A 17,066-nucleotide genomic window follows, 5' to 3' on the forward strand; every position below is an offset into this window, starting at 1 on the left:
CCTCACAGCGGCAGGTCCACCAGGCCCGCGAGCGCCGCGCGGTGGCGGCCCGGCGTGCCCAGCGCCAGCTCGTCGCTCTTGGCGCGCTTGAGGTACAGGTGCGCCGGGTGCTCCCACGTCATCCCGATGCCGCCGTGCAGCTGGATGGCCTCCTCGGCCGCGTGCACCGCGATCGCCGCACACGCCGACTGCGCCACGGCGACCGCGATGCCGAGGTCGTCGGTGCCGTTCGCCAGCGCGTCGGCCACGTTCCGGGCCGTGGCCCGCGCGCTGACGACCTCCAGGTACAGGTCGGCGAGCCGGTGCTTGAGCGCCTGGAACGAACCCACCGGGCGGCCGAACTGGTAGCGCTGCTTGACGTAGGCCACCGTCTCGTCGAGGCACCACTGCGCGATCCCGACCTGCTCGGACGCCAGCAGCCCGGCGCCGGTGAGCAGCGCCCGCTCCAGCGCCTCCGCGGCCCGTTCGGGACCCGCGAGCAGCCGGCCGGGCACGTTCTCCAGCGTGACGTCGGCCAGGCGCCGGGTCAGGTCGAGCGAGGTCGCTTCCGCGAACGTCGCTCCGTCGACGGCGTACAGCGCGGGACCGTCGGGACCGGACGCGGGCACGATCAGCACGTCGGCCACCGAGGCGTCCGCGACCAGACCCATCCGTCCATTGAGGACACCGTCACGCACCTGCACCGTCTCGGGGAACGCCGCACCCGGCCACGTGCTCAACGGCACCGCGAGCGCACCGGTCCGCTCGCCGCTCGCGAGCGCCCGCAACAGCTCGGCCACCACCGCTTCGCCCGTGTCGCACGCCAGCAGCGCCGACGTCGCCAGCACGGCGCTGCCCAGCAACGGCACCGGCGCCACAGCCCGGCCGGCCTCTTCCAGCACCACGGCCAGCTCGCGCGCCGACGCGCCGTGCCCGCCCAGCTCCTCTGGGACGGCCAAACCCGCCGCACCCAGCTCCCCGGCCAGGGTGCGCCACAGCTTCAGGTCGTACGGTTCCGCACTTTCGGTCCGCGCGAGCACCGCCGAGGCGGGCGCGCGGTCGGTGAACAGGTCGCGGACGCTCGCCCGCAGGTCCTCTTCGACCTCGGAGTACAGCAGATCACTCACCGGGGCAGGTCCTTCCAGGCGACGTCCTTGTCGACGCGGGGTTCCGACGGCAGGCCGAGCACGCGCTCGGCGATGATGTTGCGCAGCACCTCGGAGGTGCCGCCCTCGATGGAGTTGCCCTTGGCACGCAGGTACCGGTAACCGGGGCCGCGGCCGAGCATGTCGACCCGCTCCGGCCGCCGCATCGTCCAGTCGTCGTAGCGCAGGCCGTCCTCGCCCGCCAGCTCGACCTCCAGTCCCGACAGCGCCTGCTGCAGCTTCGCGAACGCCAGCTTCATCGCCGAGCCCTCCGGCCCCGGCGCGCCGACCGCGAGCTGCTGGCGCAGCCGCTGCCCGGCCAGCCGCGCCGCCTCCGCGTCCACCCACAGCCGCAGCAGCCGCTCGTGCAGGTCGGGCGTGCGCAGTTCGGGGCGCTCCCGCCACGTCTTCGCGACCATGCCGAGCAGCCCGCCCTCACGCGGCATCGCGTTGCCGCCGATCGCGACGCGCTCGTTCATCAGCGTCGTCTGCGCGACCTTCCAGCCCTCGCCGACCGCGCCGAGCCGGTTGGCGTCGGGCAGCCGCACGTTCGACAGGAACACCTCGTTGAACTCGGCCTCACCGGTCAGCTGCCGCAGCGGCCGCACGTCGACGCCGGGATCGGTCATGTCGCAGACGAAGTACGTCATGCCCTGGTGCTTGGGCACGTCGGGGTCGGTGCGCGTGACGAGGATGGCGAAGCGGGCGATGTGCGCGACCGAGGTCCACACCTTCTGCCCGTTGACCACCCAGTGGTCCCCGTCGCGGACGGCGCGGGTGCCCAGCGCGGCGAGGTCGGAACCCGCGCCCGGTTCGGAGAACAGCTGGCACCACACCTCCTCGCCGGTCCACAGTGGACGCAGGTAGCGCCTCTTCTGCTCCTCCGTGCCGAACCGCAGGATCGTCGGCGCCGCCATGCCGAGCCCGATGCCGATCCGGCGCGGGTTGTTGTCCGGCGCGCCCGCCTTCGCGAACTCGGCCTCCACCACGGTCTGCAGCTCGCGGGGCGCGCCCAGCCCGCCGAGGCCCTCGGGGTAGTGCACCCACGCCAGGCCCGCGTCGAACCGCGCCCGCAGGAACTCCAGGCGGTCCAGGTCTTCCGGGTCGTGGGTGGCGAGGAACTCCGCCACCCGCGCCCGCAGGTCTTCCGCTGTCGTCACTTGTACTTCCTCAGCTCTCGGTGGGCCAGTGACCGCTTGTGCACCTCGTCGGGGCCGTCGGCGAACCGCAGGGTGCGGATGCCCGCCCACATCTCCGCCAGCGGGAAGTCCTGCGACAGCCCGCCCGCGCCGTGCGCCTGGATCGCCTTGTCCAGGATCCACTCCACGGTCCGCGGAGTGGCGATCTTGATGGCCTGGATCTCGGTGTGCGCGCCGCGGTTGCCGATGGTGTCCATCAGCCAGGCGGTCTTGAGCACGAGCAACCGCAGCTGCTCGATCCGCACGCGGGACTCCGCGATCCAGTCCTGCACCACGCCCTGCTCCGCGATGGGCTTGCCGAACGTGCTGCGCGACAGGGTGCGGCGGCACATCGCCTCGATCGCGCGCTCGGCGATGCCGATCGAGCGCATGCAGTGGTGGATGCGGCCCGGCCCCAGCCGCGCCTGCGCGATGGCGAACCCGGCGCCCTCTTCGACGAGCAGGTTCTCCGCGGGCACGCGGACCTCGTCGAAGACGACCTCGGCGTGGCCGCCGTGGGAGCTGTCGTCGTAGCCGAACACCTTCATCCCGCGCTTGACCGTCAGGCCGGGGGTGTCGCGCGGCACCAGGATCATGCTCTGCTGGCGGTGCGGCTCCGCATCGGGATCGGTCTTGCCCATCACGATGAAGATCGCGCAGTTCGGGTTCATCGCCCCCGTGATGTACCACTTTCGCCCGGTGATGACGTAGGAGTCGCCGTCGCGCCGGATGCTCGTGGCGATGTTGCGGGCGTCGGAGGAGGCGACGTCGGGCTCGGTCATCGCGAACGCCGAGCGGATCTCCCCGTCCAGCAAGGGTTGCAGCCACTGCTTGCGCTGCGCCTCGGTGCCGAACTGCGCCAGCACCTCCATGTTGCCGGTGTCCGGGGCGGCGCAGTTGAGCGCGGCCGGCGCCAGGTGCGGGCTGCGGCCGGTGATCTCGGCCAGCGGCGCGTACTGCAGGTTGGTCAGCCCCGCGCCGTGTTCGCCCGGCAGGAACAGGTTCCACAGCCCGCGCTTGCGGGCCTCGGCCTTGAGCTCGTCGACCACCGGCGGCGGCGACCACGGGTTCTCCCGCTCCGCCAGCTGCTCTTCGAAGACTGGTTCGGCGGGGTAGATGTGCGAGTCCATGAACTCGAGGAGCTGCCCGCGCAGCTCCTCGGTGCGGGCGTCGAATGCGAAGTCCATGTCAGTCCTTGAGTGTCTCGTTGCCGAGCGCGACGAGCGGGGCGACGCCGTCGCCGATCTGGTCGAAGCCCGCGCCGACGGTCTTGCCCTGGCTGAAGCGGTAGTAGATGCCTTCGAGGATCACCGCGAGCTTGAAGAAGGCGAACCCGATGTACCAGTTGAGCGCGGAGATGTCCCGGCCGGACCGCCGCGCGTAGCGGGCGATCACCTCGTCCGTGCCGGGGTAGCCGGGCGCGCTGCTGACGTTGGAGACGAACTCCAGGTCGGCCTTGCCGCGCTCGGCGTAGGCGACGAGCAGCGCGAGGTCGGTGAGCGGGTCGCCGAGCGTGGACATCTCCCAGTCCAGCACGGCGGTGATCCGGTCCTCGCGGTTCACCAGCACGTTGTCGAGCCGGTAGTCGCCGTGCACGATCGCCGGGGCTCCGGAGGCGGGCAGCCGCCGGGCCAGCCGCTCGTGCAGCTGGTCCACCCCCGGCAGGTCCCGGCTGCGGGAGGCGTCGAGCTGCTTCTTCCACCGCCGCAGCTGCCGCTCCAGGAACCCTTCCGGACGGCCGAAATCGCCCAGACCCACCGCTTCGGGGACCACCGCGTGCAGGTCGACGAGCGTGTCGACCAGCGCGTCGGCGATCCCCGCCGTCCGCTCCGGGCCGAGCGCCTCGAGCTCGGCCGCGGAGCGGTACGGGGTGCCCTCGACGTACTCCATGACGTAGAACGGCGCGCCGAGCACCTCGGGGTCCTGGCACAGGGTGATCGTGCCCGGCACCGGGACCGCGGTCCCGCGCAGCGCGCTGATCACCCGGTGCTCCCGGGCCATGTCGTGGGCGGTCGGCAGGACGTGCCCCAGCGGCGGGCGGCGCACCACCCAGCGCGACCGGCCGTCCGTGACCACGTAGGTGAGGTTCGACCGGCCGCCCTGCACGACCTCGGCCGTCAGCGCACCCGTGACCAGGCCGGGTGCCTGCTCGTCGAGGTGCGCGCGCAGCCGCGCGAGATCCAGGCCCGGCGGGTCCTGCTGGGTCATGTGGCCTCCCTGCCTTCCGGTACCGACCAGTCGGTATGTCCTACCGTAGCGACCGCCGCGGCCTGCCCGCCTCAGGCGAGCAGGCGCACGACGAACTCGGCGACGCAGGCGGGCTTCGCCTCGCCGTCGATCTCCACCGTCCAGCGCACGACCGCCTGCTTGCCGCCTGGCACGTCGGTGATCTCGGCGAGCTCCGCCGAGCCCCGCACCTTCGCGCCGACCCGCACCGGCTGGGGGAACCGGACCTTGTTGAGGCCGTAGTTGATCCCCATCTTCAGCCCGTCGACGCGGTAGGTCTCGGCGGACAGGTACGGCAGCAGCGACAGGGTGAGGAACCCGTGCGCGATGGGACCGCCGAACGGGCCCTGCTGGGCCTTCTCGAGGTCGACGTGGATCCACTGGTGGTCGCCCGTGGCGTCGGCGAACGTGTTGACCTGGTCCTGCGTGACGGTGTGCCACTCGCTGGTGCCGAGCGGTTCCCCGGCGGCCGCGGCGAACTCTTCCAGGCTGGAGAAGACGCGCATGCTCAGTCCTTCGGTCCGCCGGCGACGTAGATGACCTGGCCGGAGACGAACCCGGCTCCCTCGCTCACCAGGAACGACACGGTGTGCGCGATGTCGTCCGGCGTGCCGACGCGCTGCACCGGGATCTCCCTGGCCGCGGCCGCCTTGAAGTCCTCGAACGAGAGGCCCAGCCGGTCCGCGGTCGCCGCCGTCATGTCGGTGGCGATGAAGCCCGGCGCGATCGCGTTGGCGGTGACGCCGAACTTGCCCAGCTCGATGGCCAGCGTCTTCGTGAAGCCCTGCATGCCGGCCTTCGCGGCGGCGTAGTTGACCTGGCCGCGGTTGCCCAGCGCGGACGTGCTGGACAGGTTCACGATCCGGCCCCACTTCTGGGCGGTCATGTGCCGCTGCACGGCGCGGGTCATCAGGAACGAGCCGCGCAGGTGCACGTTCAGCACCGCGTCCCAGTCGTCGTCGGTCATCTTGAAGATCAGGTTGTCGCGGGTGATGCCGGCGTTGTTCACCAGGACGGTCGGCGGGCCGAGCTCCTCGGCGACCTTCGCGACGGCCGCCTCGACCTGCTCGGTGTTGCTGACGTCGAGGCCGACCCCGATCGCCCGGCCACCGGCGGCGGCGAGGTCCTCGGCGCCGGACTTGACGGCGGCCTCGTCCAGGTCGAGCAGCCCCACGGCGAACCCGTCGGCCGACAGCCGCCGGGCGACGGCGGCACCGATGCCACGGCCGGCCCCGGTGACGATCGCGACGCGGGAGTGGGATTCGGTCACGTGCTTCCTCCTCGGCGTTGAGTGCGCATGGGTAAGCGAGCGCTTAGAAAGCTACCGGGATCGGGCCGTGCTGAACACCCGTGTAACCCAAGTCACTTCACGGTGAGCGTAGTAGCGGGACGGCGAGCGTCGCGACGGCGAGGAGCTCGGTGAGCGCCATCAGCCGCTGCACGAGCCCGAGCGGCACGAACGTCCACCACGGGCCGCCACCGGCGAGCATCACGACGACACCGGTGAGGATGAGCGCGAACCAGCCCAGCGACGCGATGCTGAGGACGCGGGCGATCCAGCGCCACGGGGTGTCGTCGGCGAACACCGGGCCGGACGCGAGGAGCAGCCCGACCGGCAGGCACACGAACCCGATGATGCTCGCGATCCGGTGCACGGTCCCGCCCGCGCTCGGCCCGACGGCCCAGTCGGTCTTCGGGAACGCGACGATCACCAGCAGGCTCACCGTCCACACCGCACCGGCGAGCAGCGCGCCCGCCGGCAGCGTGCGGCGCAGCGCGTGCACGGCGAACAGCACCCCGGACCCGAGCGCGACGAGCAGCAGCGCCACGTTGAAGATCCACTTGTTGGCGCTCAGCCCGTACTCGCTGATCGTGCGGCGCAGCGGGCTGATCTCGTTGGTGGGCGGCAGGAACTGCAGCAGCAGCACGAGCAGCGCACCGGCCGCGATCGCGACGACGCCACCCGCGCCGAGCAGGCCCGGGGCGCGGCCGGGGGAGACGGTCAGGCTCATGATCCGATCGTACGGACGGCGCGTGGGCGGGCCGTGTGCTCCAGAATCGGGTCCGTGCTCGTCTGGTACGTCAGCTACGGCTCGAACATGAACGCCGCGCGGTTCGGGTGTTACCTCGCCGGCGGGACGCCTTCCGGCGGGCGGCTGGCGTTCCCCGGCTGCCGCGACCCCGCGCAGCCGGTGCGGACACGCGGGTGCGAGCTGCCGGGCGGGATCTACTTCGCCACCGAGTCCTTGGTCTGGGGCGGCGGCCGGGCGTTCTACGACCCGGGCCTGCCGGGTACCGCCGCGGCGCGCGCGTACCTGATCACGGGGGAGCAGTTCTCCGACGTCGTGGCGCAGGAGATGTACCGGGAGCCCGGCGAGGACCTCGACCTGACGGCGGCGCTGGAGACCGGCCGCGCGACGCTGGGGCCCGGCCGGTACGAAACCCTGGTGTGCGCGGGAGAACTCGACGGGCACCCGCTGCTGACCTTCACCGCGCCCTGGGTGTGGACCGACGTCGAGCTGCTCGCCCCCTCGGCCCGGTACCTGCGGATGCTGGCGACCGGACTGCGGGAGGCCCACGGCTGGGACCCGCTCCGCGCGGGCGCGTACCTCGCGGCCCGTCCCGGCGCCGCGGGGACGTGGACCGCGGAGCGGATCGCGGCACTGGCTTAGGGCGTTGGCCACGCGGCGGAGCCGCGCTTTCACCACCCCACAACCGGCACCGCCGCGGGTTCTGAGGGGCTTCCTCGCGAGGACAGCGCCGCCGTGGTGACCTGGCGGTCATGAGGAGGCGGTCCCGGAGCGAGGGAGCCCCTCAGGTTCCGCCACCCGCGCCCGCCCGCAAGCCACTACTAGGATCCATCCCATGGAACAGCGGGTGTTGGGGCGGACGGGCCGGAACGTGTCGGTGATCGGGCTGGGCACGTGGCAGCTGGGCGCGGACTGGGGCGACGTGAGCGTCGAGGACGCGAAGGCGGTGCTGGACGCGGCCGTCGAAGCCGGGGTGACGTTCTTCGACACGGCGGACGTCTACGGCGACGGGCGCAGTGAGCAGGTCATCGGCGAGTACCTGCGCGGCCGGCCGGACGCGGACGTCTTCGTGGCCACCAAGATGGGCCGCCGCGCCAGCCTCGACCCGGCGAACTACACGCTGGACAACTTCCGCGCGTGGACCGACCGGTCGCGGGCGAACCTCGGCGTCGACACGCTGGACCTGGTGCAGCTGCACTGCCCGCCGACGCCGGTGTACTCCTCGGACGAGGTCTTCGACGCACTCGACACCCTGGTGGCCGAGAAGCGGATCGCCGCGTACGGCGTGAGCGTCGAGACGTGCGACGAGGCCCTGACCGCGATCGCGAGGCCCGGCACGGCGAGCGTCCAGATCATCCTGAACCCGTTCCGGCTCAAGCCTTTGGAGCGCGTGCTGCCCGCCGCGGCCGAGGCGGGCGTCGGGATCATCGCGCGGGTGCCGCTCGCGTCGGGCCTGCTGTCCGGGCGCTACACCAAGGACACCGTGTTCGCCGCGAACGACCACCGCACGTTCAACCGCCACGGTGAGGCTTTCGACCAGGGCGAGACGTTCTCGGGGGTGGACTTCGCGACGGGTGTCGAGGCGGCGGCGGAGTTCGCCGAGCTGGCACCGGAAGGGGCCACGCCCGCCCAGACCGCGCTGCGCTGGATCGTGCAGCAGCCGGGCGTCACGTCGGTGATCCCGGGCGCCCGCTCGCCGGAGCAGGCCCGCGCGAACGCCGCCGCGGCCGCGCTGGCCCCGCTGCCCGGCGCGACGCTGGAGGCGGTGCGCGACCTGTACGACCGGCGGATCCGCGCCCAGGTGCACGACCGCTGGTGAGCTGAACGCTGTGGACGGCGTGGCCCGGGCGCGGCATTCGCCGCCCGGTGCACGACGGCTGGTGGGCTAGACCACGCCCCGCCGCTCGGTCGCCGCGAGCACGCGGCCCAGCGCGGCGTGCAGCTGTTCCAGCTCGGCGAGGTCCATGCCCAGCTCCTCGACGACGCGGTACGGGATTTTCTCCGCCTCCTTGCGGAACTCCCGTCCCGCGTCGGTCAGGTCGACCAGCAGCGCCCGCTCGTCGGCGCGGTTGCGCTCGCGCTTGACGTACCCCAGCGCCTCCAGCCGCTTGAGCAGGGGCGACAACGTCGCGGGCTCCGCGCGCAGCGTCTCGCACAGGTCCTTCACCGTGCGCGGCGCCCGGTCCCACAACGCCAGCAGCACCAGGTACTGCGGGTGGGTCAGGCCGTAGGGCTTGAGCAGCGGCCGGTAGATCGCGATCACGCTGCGGGAGGCCACCGACAGCGCGAAGCACACCTGCCGGTCCAGCGCCAGCGGGTCGTCCCCGAGGTCGATCGTCGCCATGGTCACTCCCGCTCCATTGATTAGCACGCTAAGAATTAGTCTACTATCGGTCTGGTGAGACAACGTCCGAACCCGGTGCAGTGGGTCTGGTACGCCCTGGGCGGCCGCCTGCCCGAGCGCTGCCGCGAATGGGTCCTGCACGACACCACGTCGAAGACCTGGGTGCTGCGCCACGCCGCGCGCTCCACGGTGCTCGTCGGGCCGCTGATGCTCGTGTGGCTGCTGCTCCCGGCACCGCTCGGGCTGCGGCTCGCGCTCGTGCTGATGGCGGCGCTGGTCGGCTACTTCTACTCCTTCGTGTACATGGAGGAGGCGGCCGAGAACCGGCTGGCCAAACACGGGTACCCGCGGGGCACCGGGAAGCGGGTGCGCCGAGAGGCCCACGCCGACGAGGACGAGGCGGCGCGCCAGCGCTACATCGCCCGGTATCGCACGCCACAGGAGTAGCGCTTGACTTGAAGCGCTTCAAGTTCCGGAGACTCGTGTCATGTCGATGGCGGATCCGGCCGAGGTGACCTGGTGCACGATCCAGGAGGTCTCCCGGCGTAGCGGCCTGTCGGAACCGACGCTGCGCTACTACGAGCGGATCGGCCTGATCGGCCCGGTGCGGCGGGACCCGAGCAGCGGGCACCGCCGGTACGACCCCGAACTGGTCGAGACCATTGTGGCGCTGAGCTGCCTGCGGGACACCGGGATGAGCGTGCGCGACCTGCGCGAGTACCTGGCACACCTGGGCGACGGAGCCGCCGCGCACCTGCGCGAGCTGTTCCGCCGCAACGCCTCCCGGCTGGACGCCGAGATCGAGCGCCTGGCCGTGCGGCGGGAGTACCTGCGGCACAAGGCCGAGCTGTGGGACGCCAGGGTGCGCGGGGACGCCGAAGCCGAAAGCCGTGCCATCGACGGGGTCCGGGACGCGGTGTCCCGGTTCTGACGCGAAGGAAGATCGATGGCACAACAGAAAGAGCCGGTTCTCGTCACGGGCGGTTCCGGTTACCTCGGCGCGCACGTCGTGGCGCGGTTGCTGCGGGACGGGTATGCGGTGCGCACGACGGTCCGCTCCCCGGAGCGGGCGGCGGAGGTGCGGGAGGCGGTCGCGGAGGACGGCGACCTCGAGTTCGTGGCCGCGGAGCTGGGGTCGGACGAGGGCTGGGCGGAGGCGGTGGCGGGCTGCGCGTACGTGCTGCACGTGGCCTCGCCGTTCCCGGCGGTGCCGCCCGAGCGCGACGAGGACGTGATCGTTCCCGCGCGCGACGGAGCGTTGCGCGTCCTGCGTGCCGCGCGCGACGCGGGAGTGCGGCGGGTGGTGCTGACGTCGTCGTTCGCCGCGGTGGGCTACGGCCGCAAGGCGGGGAACACCTACGACGAGACCGACTGGACCGATCCCGCCGCCGACAACAGCGCGTACATCAGGTCGAAGGCGATCGCCGAGCGCGCCGCGTGGGACTTCGCGCGGGAGGGCGGCCCGGAGCTGACGGTGATCAACCCGACGGGCATCTTCGGGCCGTTGCTGGTGCCGCGGGTGTCGGCCTCGCCCGGGCACGTCAAGGCGATGCTGGACGGTGACCTGCCGGTGGCGCCGCCGTACTGGTTCGGCGTCGTGGACGTGCGTGACGTCGCGGACCTGCACGTCCGCGCGATGACGGAACCGGCCGCCGCGGGGGAGCGGTTCCTCGCCAGCGGCGAGCGGGCCGTGAGCTTCCTGGAGATCGCGCGAGTGCTCGCCCGGCGGCTCGGGGAGCGGGCGGCGCGGGTGCCCACGCGCGAGCTGACGCTGGAGGAGGTCCGGGCGAACCCGGCGCTCAAGGACGTCGAGCTGCAGTACGGCCGCGTGCCGGTGATCTCGACGGCCAAGGCGCGGAAGGTGTTCGGCTGGCAACCCCGCGACGTGGAGACGACGATCGTCGACACCGCGGAAAGCCTGGCGCGCTGGGGTTTGCTGAAGGACTAGCGCGGACGGCCGAGGAGCCGCAGGAGCAGCGCCGGGTCGCCGGGCCACGCGTCGAGCAGGACCTGCCTCGGCACCCGGCGCCCGGCGTAACGCAGGGCGAGCGCGACCACGACGACGTCGTCGAGCGGGCCGATCACCGGCAGGAACTCGGGGATCAGGTCGATCGGCGACAGCACCCACAGCGCGGCGAACGCGATCGCCAGCTTCGCCCGCCGGGGGACCCGGGGATCGCGCCGCAGGCGGCGGGCGGTGGTGAGGCAGTCCGGCAGGAACCGCGCGAGGTCCCTGGCCAGCCCCGGCGGCAGGGTGCGGGCCAGCACCACCAGCAGTGCCCACGACGCGAGCACCACGGCGGCGGTGATCAGGACGGCCTGCAGCCACCCCGGCACGTCAGCGTTCCTCGTCGCGTGGGGTCACCGCGTCAGCTTAGGCCGCCGGTTCCGCGCGCCGGTCTCCGCACCACGAGCGGCGTCAGGTGTCCACACGCGACTGGCGCGGGTCACCGCCGCACGCGCCTGCCTGTCGCCTCGTCGTTGATGGCGTGCAGGATCTGCCGGGCGATCAGTCTCGCCGCGGGCTTGATGGCCTGCCAATAAGCCTCCGCCCAGCGCCGCGCGACGGGGTCCCGGACGGTCAGGCGCGTTTCGAACGTCAGCACGCTCTGGTCGCGTTCGTAGGGCAGCACAGCGAAGGACAACGCGACGGTGCCGGTGCGCGGGCGGGCGTAGCAGGCGAACTCCGCCGCGGTGACGGGTTGCCAGGTGGGCTCCGGTGTCCAGAACCGGCCTGCCGCACCGAGCGCGATTTCCCGGCCGGGACGTTCGCCCAGCAGCACCCACCGCGCGCCGAGCAGGAGCTCCTCGAACGCGGGCGTGGCCTGGTCGGGCCGCAACCGGACGGGTAATCCGCGTGCCCAGGTCAGCGCACCCAGCACGGGGGAGCGCAGGTGCGCGCTCCGCAGTTGGCCGACCGTCAGATAGGTGACGCGGGCGGGCGCCGCGACCAGCTGGTGTTCGGCGAACCCGAAATCGCATTCCGGGGCGTAGTGGTCGAGCAGGGAACGCGAGCCGTTCCCCGCTGGTTCGGTGGTGGCGGACATGCGATCCACTTCCGTTGGATTCGTCCGGGAGTGCGAGCCTGCCCGGACCGGCCCGCGGCGCGCCAGAGCACAAGGTCCCCGGCGCGGCCGTTGTTTTCAGGCTAACGGCTCTTCGGAAAACGGTGGTTCTCGATGAGGGTCTGCGCCGGGGAGCAGCCGGATCCATTGTGGACTGGATCCACAATGGACGGATCACTCGGCGTCGCGGAGGTGTCGGCGCCTGTCCTTGATCCTGGTGGCCAGGACGGCGGCCTGGGTGCGGCGTTCGAGGCCGAGCTTGGTCAGCAGGCGGGACACGTAGTTCTTCACGGTCTTCTCGGCGAGGAACATCCGTTCGGCGATCTGCCGGTTCGTCAGGCCCTCGCCGATCAGCCCCAGCAGCGTCCGCTCCTGCTCGGTGAGCCCGTTCAGCGGGCCCTCGTCGGCGGCGTCGGCACGCAGCTTCGCCATCAGGGTCGCCGCCGCGCGGTTGTCCAGCAGCGACCGCCCGGACCCGACCTCGTGCACCGCCGAGACCAGCCGCAGGCCCTGGATGTCCTTGATCACGTAGCCGCCCGCCCCGGCGAGGATGGCGTTGAGCATGGCCTCCTCGTCGGTGAACGAGGTCAGCATCAGCACGTTGAGGTCCGGCAGCTTCGACCGCAGCTCCCGGCACAGCTCCACCCCGTTGCCATCGGGCAGCCGCACGTCCAGCAGCGCCAGGTCCGGGCGGAGGGCCGGGATGCGGGCCAGCGCCTGCGCCGCGGTGGCGGCCTCGCCGACCACGGTCAGCTCGGGGTCGGCCTCCAGCAGGTCGGCCACGCCGCGCCGGACGACCTCGTGGTCGTCCACCAGGAACACCTTGATCAAGGTCATCACCTTTCCCCGCGGTCGGTTCGGCCAGGCTAGGTCGCGCCCGGGGTACCCCGTCGCGGCGTTTGGTCCCCACGGCGGAGGACCAAGGTCATCTTTTCCGCTCAGGGGCGCAGCACGGCGGCGCCGTGCACCCGGTCCGCGGCCAGGTCCGCGAGCGCGCGGTCGGCGTCGGCGAGGGCGTACGGGCTCGTCACGACGTGCAGGTGGCGCCCGGCGGCGAAGGCGAGGAAGTCCCGCGCGTCTTCACGGGTGTTGGCGGTGACGCTGCGCAGCTGGCGTTCCTGGAACAGGTGCCGTTGGTAGTCCAGCGGCGGGATGCCGGTGAGGTGGATCCCGGCGATCGCGAGCGTCCCGCCGCGATCGAGCGCGGCGAGCGCGGGCAGCACCAGCTCCCCGGCCGGGGCGAAGAGGATCGCGGCGTCGAGTGGCTCAGGCGGCTCGTCCGCGGCGTCACCGGCGGAGGCCGCGCCCAGCTCCAGCGCGAGCCGCCGGGCTTCGGCGCTGCGGGTGAGCACGTGCACGGTCGCGCCCTCGGCGAGCGCCACCTGGGCGGCGAGGTGGGCGCTGGCGCCGAAGCCGTAGATGCCCAGGCGCCCCTGCGCGGGCAGGGATGCCCGCCGCAGCGCCCGGAACCCGATGATGCCCGCGCACAGCAGCGGGGCCAGTTCGGCGTCGGAGTACCCGTCGGGCAGCCGGTGCGCGTACGCGGCGGGCACGGTCGTGTAGTCCGCGTAGCCGCCGTCGGCGTCCCAGCCGGTGTAGGTCGAGCCGGAGCACAGGTTTTCGGCGCCGGAACGGCAGTACCGGCACCGCCCGCAGGTGCCGCGCAGCCAGGCCACGCCCACCCGGTCACCTTCGGCGAACCCCGCGGCGGCCCGCACCACTTCGCCGACGACCTCGTGCCCCGGCACGACTCCGCGCCGGTGCACGGGCAGATCCCCTTCGAGCACATGGAGATCCGTCCGGCACACGCCGCACGCCCGCACCCGCACCAGCACTTCCCCGTCACGTGGCGTGGGCACGGCCTCGGTGCGCAGCTCGAACTTCCGGGTCCCGGGCAGGCCCGGCCGGTCCACCCGCCAGACACGCATCTCGGTCACGACCCGCAGCTTGGGGGTTCCGCGTGGCGGGAGACAGGGCCGAAGGGCCTCGATCGCCCGGGCCCGCGGCGGCGAAAGGCCCTCGTCGCCGGGACGCCGGACCCTACCGCCGACGGCACCGGCACGGGAAACCTGGGTGGCAGGAACACGAGAGCAGAGAGGCGGGGGCCATGACGTGGTCGGCCACCGAGGTCAGCGTGCTGGCGCGCGCTGTCAGCAGGGCACCGTCCGTGCACAACAGCCAGCCGTGGACGGTCGAGGTCCGCCCGGACGGGGCGGACCTCTTCGAACGGACCGAGGCGCGGCTGCCGCGGCACGACCCGGCGGGCCGCGACCAGATGATCTCGTGTGGTGCCGCGCTCGCCGACCTGGAACTGGCCGTGCGCACACTGGGCTGGGACGCGCGGGTCACGCTGTTCCCCGACGCGGCACGCCCCGATCTCGTCGCCCGCGTGGTGGCGGACGGGCGCCGCGAAGCCACGGAGGACGAAGTCGCGCGGTACTCGGCGATCTTCCGGCGGCGCAGCTACCGCGCCCCGTTCAGCCTGCACCCGGTCACCGACGCGGTGCTGCGCGACCTCGTGCGCGCGAACGACACGCCCGGCACGGAACTGCGGGCGGTCGACACCCGCCTCGAATCCCCGGTGCTGGCCGAGCTGTTCGGCCAGGCCGGCCAGGTGCTGCGGGACGACCGGGCCTACCAGCGTGAGCTGCAGGCGTGGTCGGACCAGTTCCGGCACCCGCTGCCCGCCGAGCCGACCCTGCCGTGGGGTGGTCTGGTCCGCGCCACCACGCACCTGCCCGACACGATCACGCTCACCGAGCGCCTGGCGGCCGAACGGCTGCTGATCGTCCTCACGCCCGGCGACACCCGCACGGACCACCTGCTGGCGGGCCGCGCTCTGCAGCTCGTGTGGCTCACGGCGGTGACGCGCGGACTCGCCGGGTCCGTGCTGACCCAGCCCCTGCGGCTGCCCGAGGTGCGGGCCGGGCTGACCGAACGGCTGCTGCTGCCCGGGCACCCGCAGCTGGTCCTGCGGCTGGGGTACCCGGTCACCGCGACCCCGGTGAGCCGTCCCGCGCCCGCGCTGTCCGAACGGAGCGGCGGTGACCACTGAACCGTCGCGGCGCACCGTGGTCGCGGGGATCGACGGCTCGCCCTCGGCGTTGCGAGCGGTCCAGTGGGCGGCCCGCGAGGCCGCCCGCCGGGACGCGGTGCTGCTGGTGCTGCACGCGTGCTTCGTGCCTTCGCCCGAGCCCTACACCCCGGTCCGGCTGCCGCGGACCTATGGCGACACGTTGCTCGAACTGAGCGCGGAGTGGCTCGCGGAGGCGGAAAAGGCGGCGCACGAGGCCGCACCGCAGGTCAGTGTCCAGACCGCGCAACGGACCGGGCTGGCGCGCGACCACCTGCTGCGGGCCGCGGAGTCCGCCGAACTGCTCGTCGTGGGCTCGCGTGGGCTCGGCGGGTTGGCCGGCGCGCTCCTCGGGTCGGTGGCCGCGGAGCTCACCGCGCAGGCCCCGTGCCCCGTGGTCCTCGTCCGCGGCCGCACCCCGGACTTGGCTCCGCCGGAGACCGGGCCGGTGGTGGCCGGTGCCGATGGTTCGCCGCAGTGCGCGCGGGCCGTGGGGTTCGCCTTCGAGATGGCCGCGGCCGCCGGCGAGCCCCTCGTCGTCGTGCACGCGGCGCACCGAGCCGGAGTGAGCCTGCCGCCCGAGGCCCGGCGTCAGGTCGAGGACGCGCAGCGCCGGTATCCGGGCGTGCCGGTGCACGAGCGGATCACGCAGGAGCGGCCGGTGCGGGCGCTCGTCACGGTGGCCGCGGACGCGCGGCTCGTCGTGGTCGGCTCCCGCGGGCGCGGCGGGTTCGCGGGCCTGGCGCTCGGTTCGACCAGCCACGGGGTGCTGCGCCACGCCCCGTACCCGGTCGCCGTCGTGCGGGGCTGAGCCGCTGCGAACCCCTTGAGGCCCTTCGGCCCCGCGTGCGGGGACGGGCGGCCCTGTGCCGGGTGACCGGCGCCCCGGGAGGCTGGGACCCATGGTGGAGACGAAAGCACGGCAAGCGGTCGTCGTCGGTGTCGACGGGTCCGAACCGGCGCTGCACGCGACCCGGTGGGCGGCGCGGGAGGCGGTCCGCCGCCACGTCCCGCTGCACCTGTTCAACGCGTGCGTCCTGCCCGCGCTCGGCCCGCACGTGGCAGGCTCGGCCGAGGCGGGGATCCTGGAGGCGCTGATCGAGCAGGGGCACCGCTGGCTGCGGCAGGCGCGGGCCGAGGCGTGGGAGGCCGACGGCGGCGTCGAGCTGCAGACGGAGCTGCGCGTCGGCCCCGCCGCGGGGGAGCTGATCGACGAGTCCGCGCACGCGCTGATGGTCGTGCTGGGTTCGCGGGGGCTCGGCGGGTTCCGCGGCATGCTCGTCGGTTCGGTGTCCTCCGCCGTCGCGGCGCACGGGCACAGCCCCGTCGTGGTCGTGCGGGGCCGGATGCCCGCGGACCCGCCGCCCGAGAGCGGCCCGGTGGTCGTCGGCGTGGACGGGTCCGAGGTCAGCGAAGCCGCCGTCGCGTTCGCGTTCGAGGAAGCCGCGTTGCGCGGGGTACCGCTCGTCGCGGTGCACACGTGGGTGGACGTGTCCGTCGCCGAGACGTGGTCCGCGTTGCCGTTCGACGTCGACTGGGAGGCCGTCGAGCAGGACGAGCGCAGGCTGCTGGCCGAGCGCATGGCGGGCTGGCGGGAGAAGTACCCGGACGTCGAGGTCCGGCAGGAGGTCGTGCGCGACCGGCCGGTGCGCGGGCTGCTGGCCAGGGCCGAAGGTGCCCAGCTGATCGTCGTCGGCTCCCGCGGCAGGCACGTGCTCAGCGGGATGGGGCTGGGCTCGACGAGCCAGGCGCTGCTGCACCACAGCGAATGCCCGGTCGCCGTCGTGCGGCCGTCGTAGTCCACAGTGGACTCGCCGTCAGGAGACCGGCGCGCTCCACACGACCTTGGTGCCGCCGGTCTCGGCCGCCGACATCTCGAAACGGCCCCCGGCCTCCTCGGCACGCGCGGCGAGGTTGTGCAGCCCGCTGCGGGCGACCGTGGCGGGCATGCCCCTGCCGTCGTCGGTGACGTCGATGACGAGGTCGTCGCCGACGGAGATGGTGATGGTCACCGTGTTCGCCCGTG

At 73.1% G+C, this 17,066-nt stretch carries 20 protein-coding genes and 1 pseudogene; 8 read left to right on the forward strand and 13 right to left on the reverse strand.

Annotated elements, in window-relative coordinates; all coding sequences use genetic code 11:
- Positions 1 to 2: 2 nt before the first annotated feature.
- The 7 genes from ABFX51_RS37090 to ABFX51_RS37120 form a co-directional block, all read right to left on the reverse strand.
- Positions 3 to 1,106, reverse strand: a complete 1,104-nt coding sequence (locus tag ABFX51_RS37090) for an acyl-CoA dehydrogenase family protein (protein ID WP_346056593.1) — start codon at positions 1,104 to 1,106, stop codon at positions 3 to 5.
- Positions 1,103 to 2,284, reverse strand: coding sequence for an acyl-CoA dehydrogenase family protein (locus ABFX51_RS37095; RefSeq protein ID WP_346056594.1), 1,182 nt, complete (start codon positions 2,282 to 2,284; stop codon positions 1,103 to 1,105). Before ABFX51_RS37095 ends, ABFX51_RS37090 begins: the two co-directional genes overlap by 4 nt.
- Complete coding sequence (locus ABFX51_RS37100) at positions 2,281 to 3,489, reverse strand: acyl-CoA dehydrogenase family protein (RefSeq protein ID WP_346056595.1); 1,209 nt, start codon at positions 3,487 to 3,489, stop codon at positions 2,281 to 2,283. The genes ABFX51_RS37095 and ABFX51_RS37100 overlap by 4 nt, the downstream gene beginning before the upstream one ends.
- A gap of 1 nt (position 3,490) precedes the next feature.
- Complete coding sequence (locus ABFX51_RS37105) at positions 3,491 to 4,510, reverse strand: phosphotransferase family protein (protein ID WP_346056596.1); 1,020 nt, start codon at positions 4,508 to 4,510, stop codon at positions 3,491 to 3,493.
- Positions 4,511 to 4,581: 71 nt separating this feature from the next.
- Positions 4,582 to 5,034: a MaoC family dehydratase gene (locus ABFX51_RS37110; RefSeq protein WP_091503852.1), complete on the reverse strand. Its 453-nt coding sequence runs from the start codon at positions 5,032 to 5,034 to the stop codon at positions 4,582 to 4,584.
- A 2-nt stretch (positions 5,035 to 5,036) separates the two neighbouring features.
- Entirely contained in the window at positions 5,037 to 5,798 is a 762-nt protein-coding gene (fabG, locus tag ABFX51_RS37115) for a 3-oxoacyl-ACP reductase FabG (RefSeq protein ID WP_346056597.1), read from the reverse strand.
- A 97-nt stretch (positions 5,799 to 5,895) separates the two neighbouring features.
- Positions 5,896 to 6,540 (reverse strand): DUF998 domain-containing protein, encoded by a 645-nt coding sequence (locus tag ABFX51_RS37120; protein ID WP_346056598.1) that lies wholly within the window; start codon positions 6,538 to 6,540, stop codon positions 5,896 to 5,898.
- Between the two features lie 54 nt (positions 6,541 to 6,594).
- Here ABFX51_RS37120 and ABFX51_RS37125 point away from each other — a divergent pair, with 54 nt between their 5' ends.
- Together ABFX51_RS37125 and ABFX51_RS37130 are read left to right on the forward strand one after the other, a co-directional pair.
- The gene (locus ABFX51_RS37125) at positions 6,595 to 7,200 is read left to right on the forward strand and encodes a histone deacetylase (RefSeq protein WP_346056599.1); all 606 of its coding nucleotides are present in this window, start codon (positions 6,595 to 6,597) and stop codon (positions 7,198 to 7,200) included.
- Positions 7,201 to 7,393: 193 nt separating this feature from the next.
- Entirely contained in the window at positions 7,394 to 8,377 is a 984-nt protein-coding gene (locus tag ABFX51_RS37130) for an aldo/keto reductase (protein ID WP_346056600.1), read from the forward strand.
- Positions 8,378 to 8,443: 66 nt separating this feature from the next.
- Here the strand turns inward: ABFX51_RS37130 and ABFX51_RS37135 are convergent, their stop codons facing one another.
- Positions 8,444 to 8,902 (reverse strand): MarR family winged helix-turn-helix transcriptional regulator, encoded by a 459-nt coding sequence (locus tag ABFX51_RS37135; RefSeq protein WP_346056601.1) that lies wholly within the window; start codon positions 8,900 to 8,902, stop codon positions 8,444 to 8,446.
- Between the two features lie 54 nt (positions 8,903 to 8,956).
- On the opposite strand from ABFX51_RS37135, the gene ABFX51_RS37140 reads away from it, so the two are divergent.
- The 3 genes from ABFX51_RS37140 to ABFX51_RS37150 are packed head-to-tail and all read left to right on the forward strand — an operon-like array spanning position 8,957 to position 10,850.
- Positions 8,957 to 9,349: a DUF5313 domain-containing protein gene (locus tag ABFX51_RS37140; protein WP_425425782.1), complete on the forward strand. Its 393-nt coding sequence runs from the start codon at positions 8,957 to 8,959 to the stop codon at positions 9,347 to 9,349.
- Between the two features lie 40 nt (positions 9,350 to 9,389).
- On the forward strand, positions 9,390 to 9,833 hold the full coding sequence (locus ABFX51_RS37145) for a MerR family transcriptional regulator (RefSeq protein WP_346056602.1): 444 nt from the start codon (positions 9,390 to 9,392) through the stop codon (positions 9,831 to 9,833).
- A 15-nt stretch (positions 9,834 to 9,848) separates the two neighbouring features.
- Positions 9,849 to 10,850, forward strand: coding sequence for an SDR family oxidoreductase (locus tag ABFX51_RS37150; RefSeq protein WP_346056603.1), 1,002 nt, complete (start codon positions 9,849 to 9,851; stop codon positions 10,848 to 10,850).
- Here ABFX51_RS37150 and ABFX51_RS37155 read toward each other — a convergent pair.
- From ABFX51_RS37155 to ABFX51_RS37170, 4 genes are all read right to left on the reverse strand, one after another.
- Positions 10,847 to 11,239, reverse strand: a complete 393-nt coding sequence (locus tag ABFX51_RS37155; protein WP_091503866.1) for a YkvA family protein — start codon at positions 11,237 to 11,239, stop codon at positions 10,847 to 10,849. The two genes, ABFX51_RS37150 and ABFX51_RS37155, sit on opposite strands and share 4 nt — an antisense overlap.
- A gap of 110 nt (positions 11,240 to 11,349) precedes the next feature.
- A complete protein-coding gene (locus ABFX51_RS37160; RefSeq protein ID WP_346056604.1) occupies positions 11,350 to 11,949 on the reverse strand; it encodes a hypothetical protein in 600 nt (199 codons plus the stop codon).
- Between the two features lie 192 nt (positions 11,950 to 12,141).
- The gene (locus ABFX51_RS37165; protein ID WP_346056610.1) at positions 12,142 to 12,798 is read right to left on the reverse strand and encodes a response regulator; all 657 of its coding nucleotides are present in this window, start codon (positions 12,796 to 12,798) and stop codon (positions 12,142 to 12,144) included.
- Positions 12,799 to 12,905: 107 nt separating this feature from the next.
- Positions 12,906 to 13,895 (reverse strand): zinc-binding alcohol dehydrogenase family protein, encoded by a 990-nt coding sequence (locus ABFX51_RS37170; protein ID WP_346056611.1) that lies wholly within the window; start codon positions 13,893 to 13,895, stop codon positions 12,906 to 12,908.
- Positions 13,896 to 14,074: 179 nt separating this feature from the next.
- Between ABFX51_RS37170 and ABFX51_RS37175 the strand changes: the two genes are divergently transcribed.
- The 3 genes from ABFX51_RS37175 (at position 14,075) to ABFX51_RS37185 (ending at position 16,839) form a co-directional block, all read left to right on the forward strand.
- On the forward strand, positions 14,075 to 15,022 hold the full coding sequence (locus tag ABFX51_RS37175) for an Acg family FMN-binding oxidoreductase (RefSeq protein WP_346056605.1): 948 nt from the start codon (positions 14,075 to 14,077) through the stop codon (positions 15,020 to 15,022).
- Positions 15,012 to 15,851: a universal stress protein gene (locus ABFX51_RS37180; protein ID WP_346056606.1), complete on the forward strand. Its 840-nt coding sequence runs from the start codon at positions 15,012 to 15,014 to the stop codon at positions 15,849 to 15,851. Before ABFX51_RS37175 ends, ABFX51_RS37180 begins: the two co-directional genes overlap by 11 nt.
- 91 nt (positions 15,852 to 15,942) lie before the next feature.
- Positions 15,943 to 16,839: a universal stress protein gene (locus ABFX51_RS37185; RefSeq protein WP_346056607.1), complete on the forward strand. Its 897-nt coding sequence runs from the start codon at positions 15,943 to 15,945 to the stop codon at positions 16,837 to 16,839.
- 18 nt (positions 16,840 to 16,857) lie between these two features.
- On the opposite strand, the pseudogene ABFX51_RS37190 reads toward ABFX51_RS37185, so the two are convergent.
- Positions 16,858 to 17,066: pseudogene (locus ABFX51_RS37190) on the reverse strand (histidine kinase); the annotation flags it as partial.

Source organism: Amycolatopsis dongchuanensis (assembly GCF_039542405.1).
In the GTDB taxonomy this organism is placed as follows: domain Bacteria; phylum Actinomycetota; class Actinomycetes; order Mycobacteriales; family Pseudonocardiaceae; genus Amycolatopsis_E; species Amycolatopsis_E sacchari.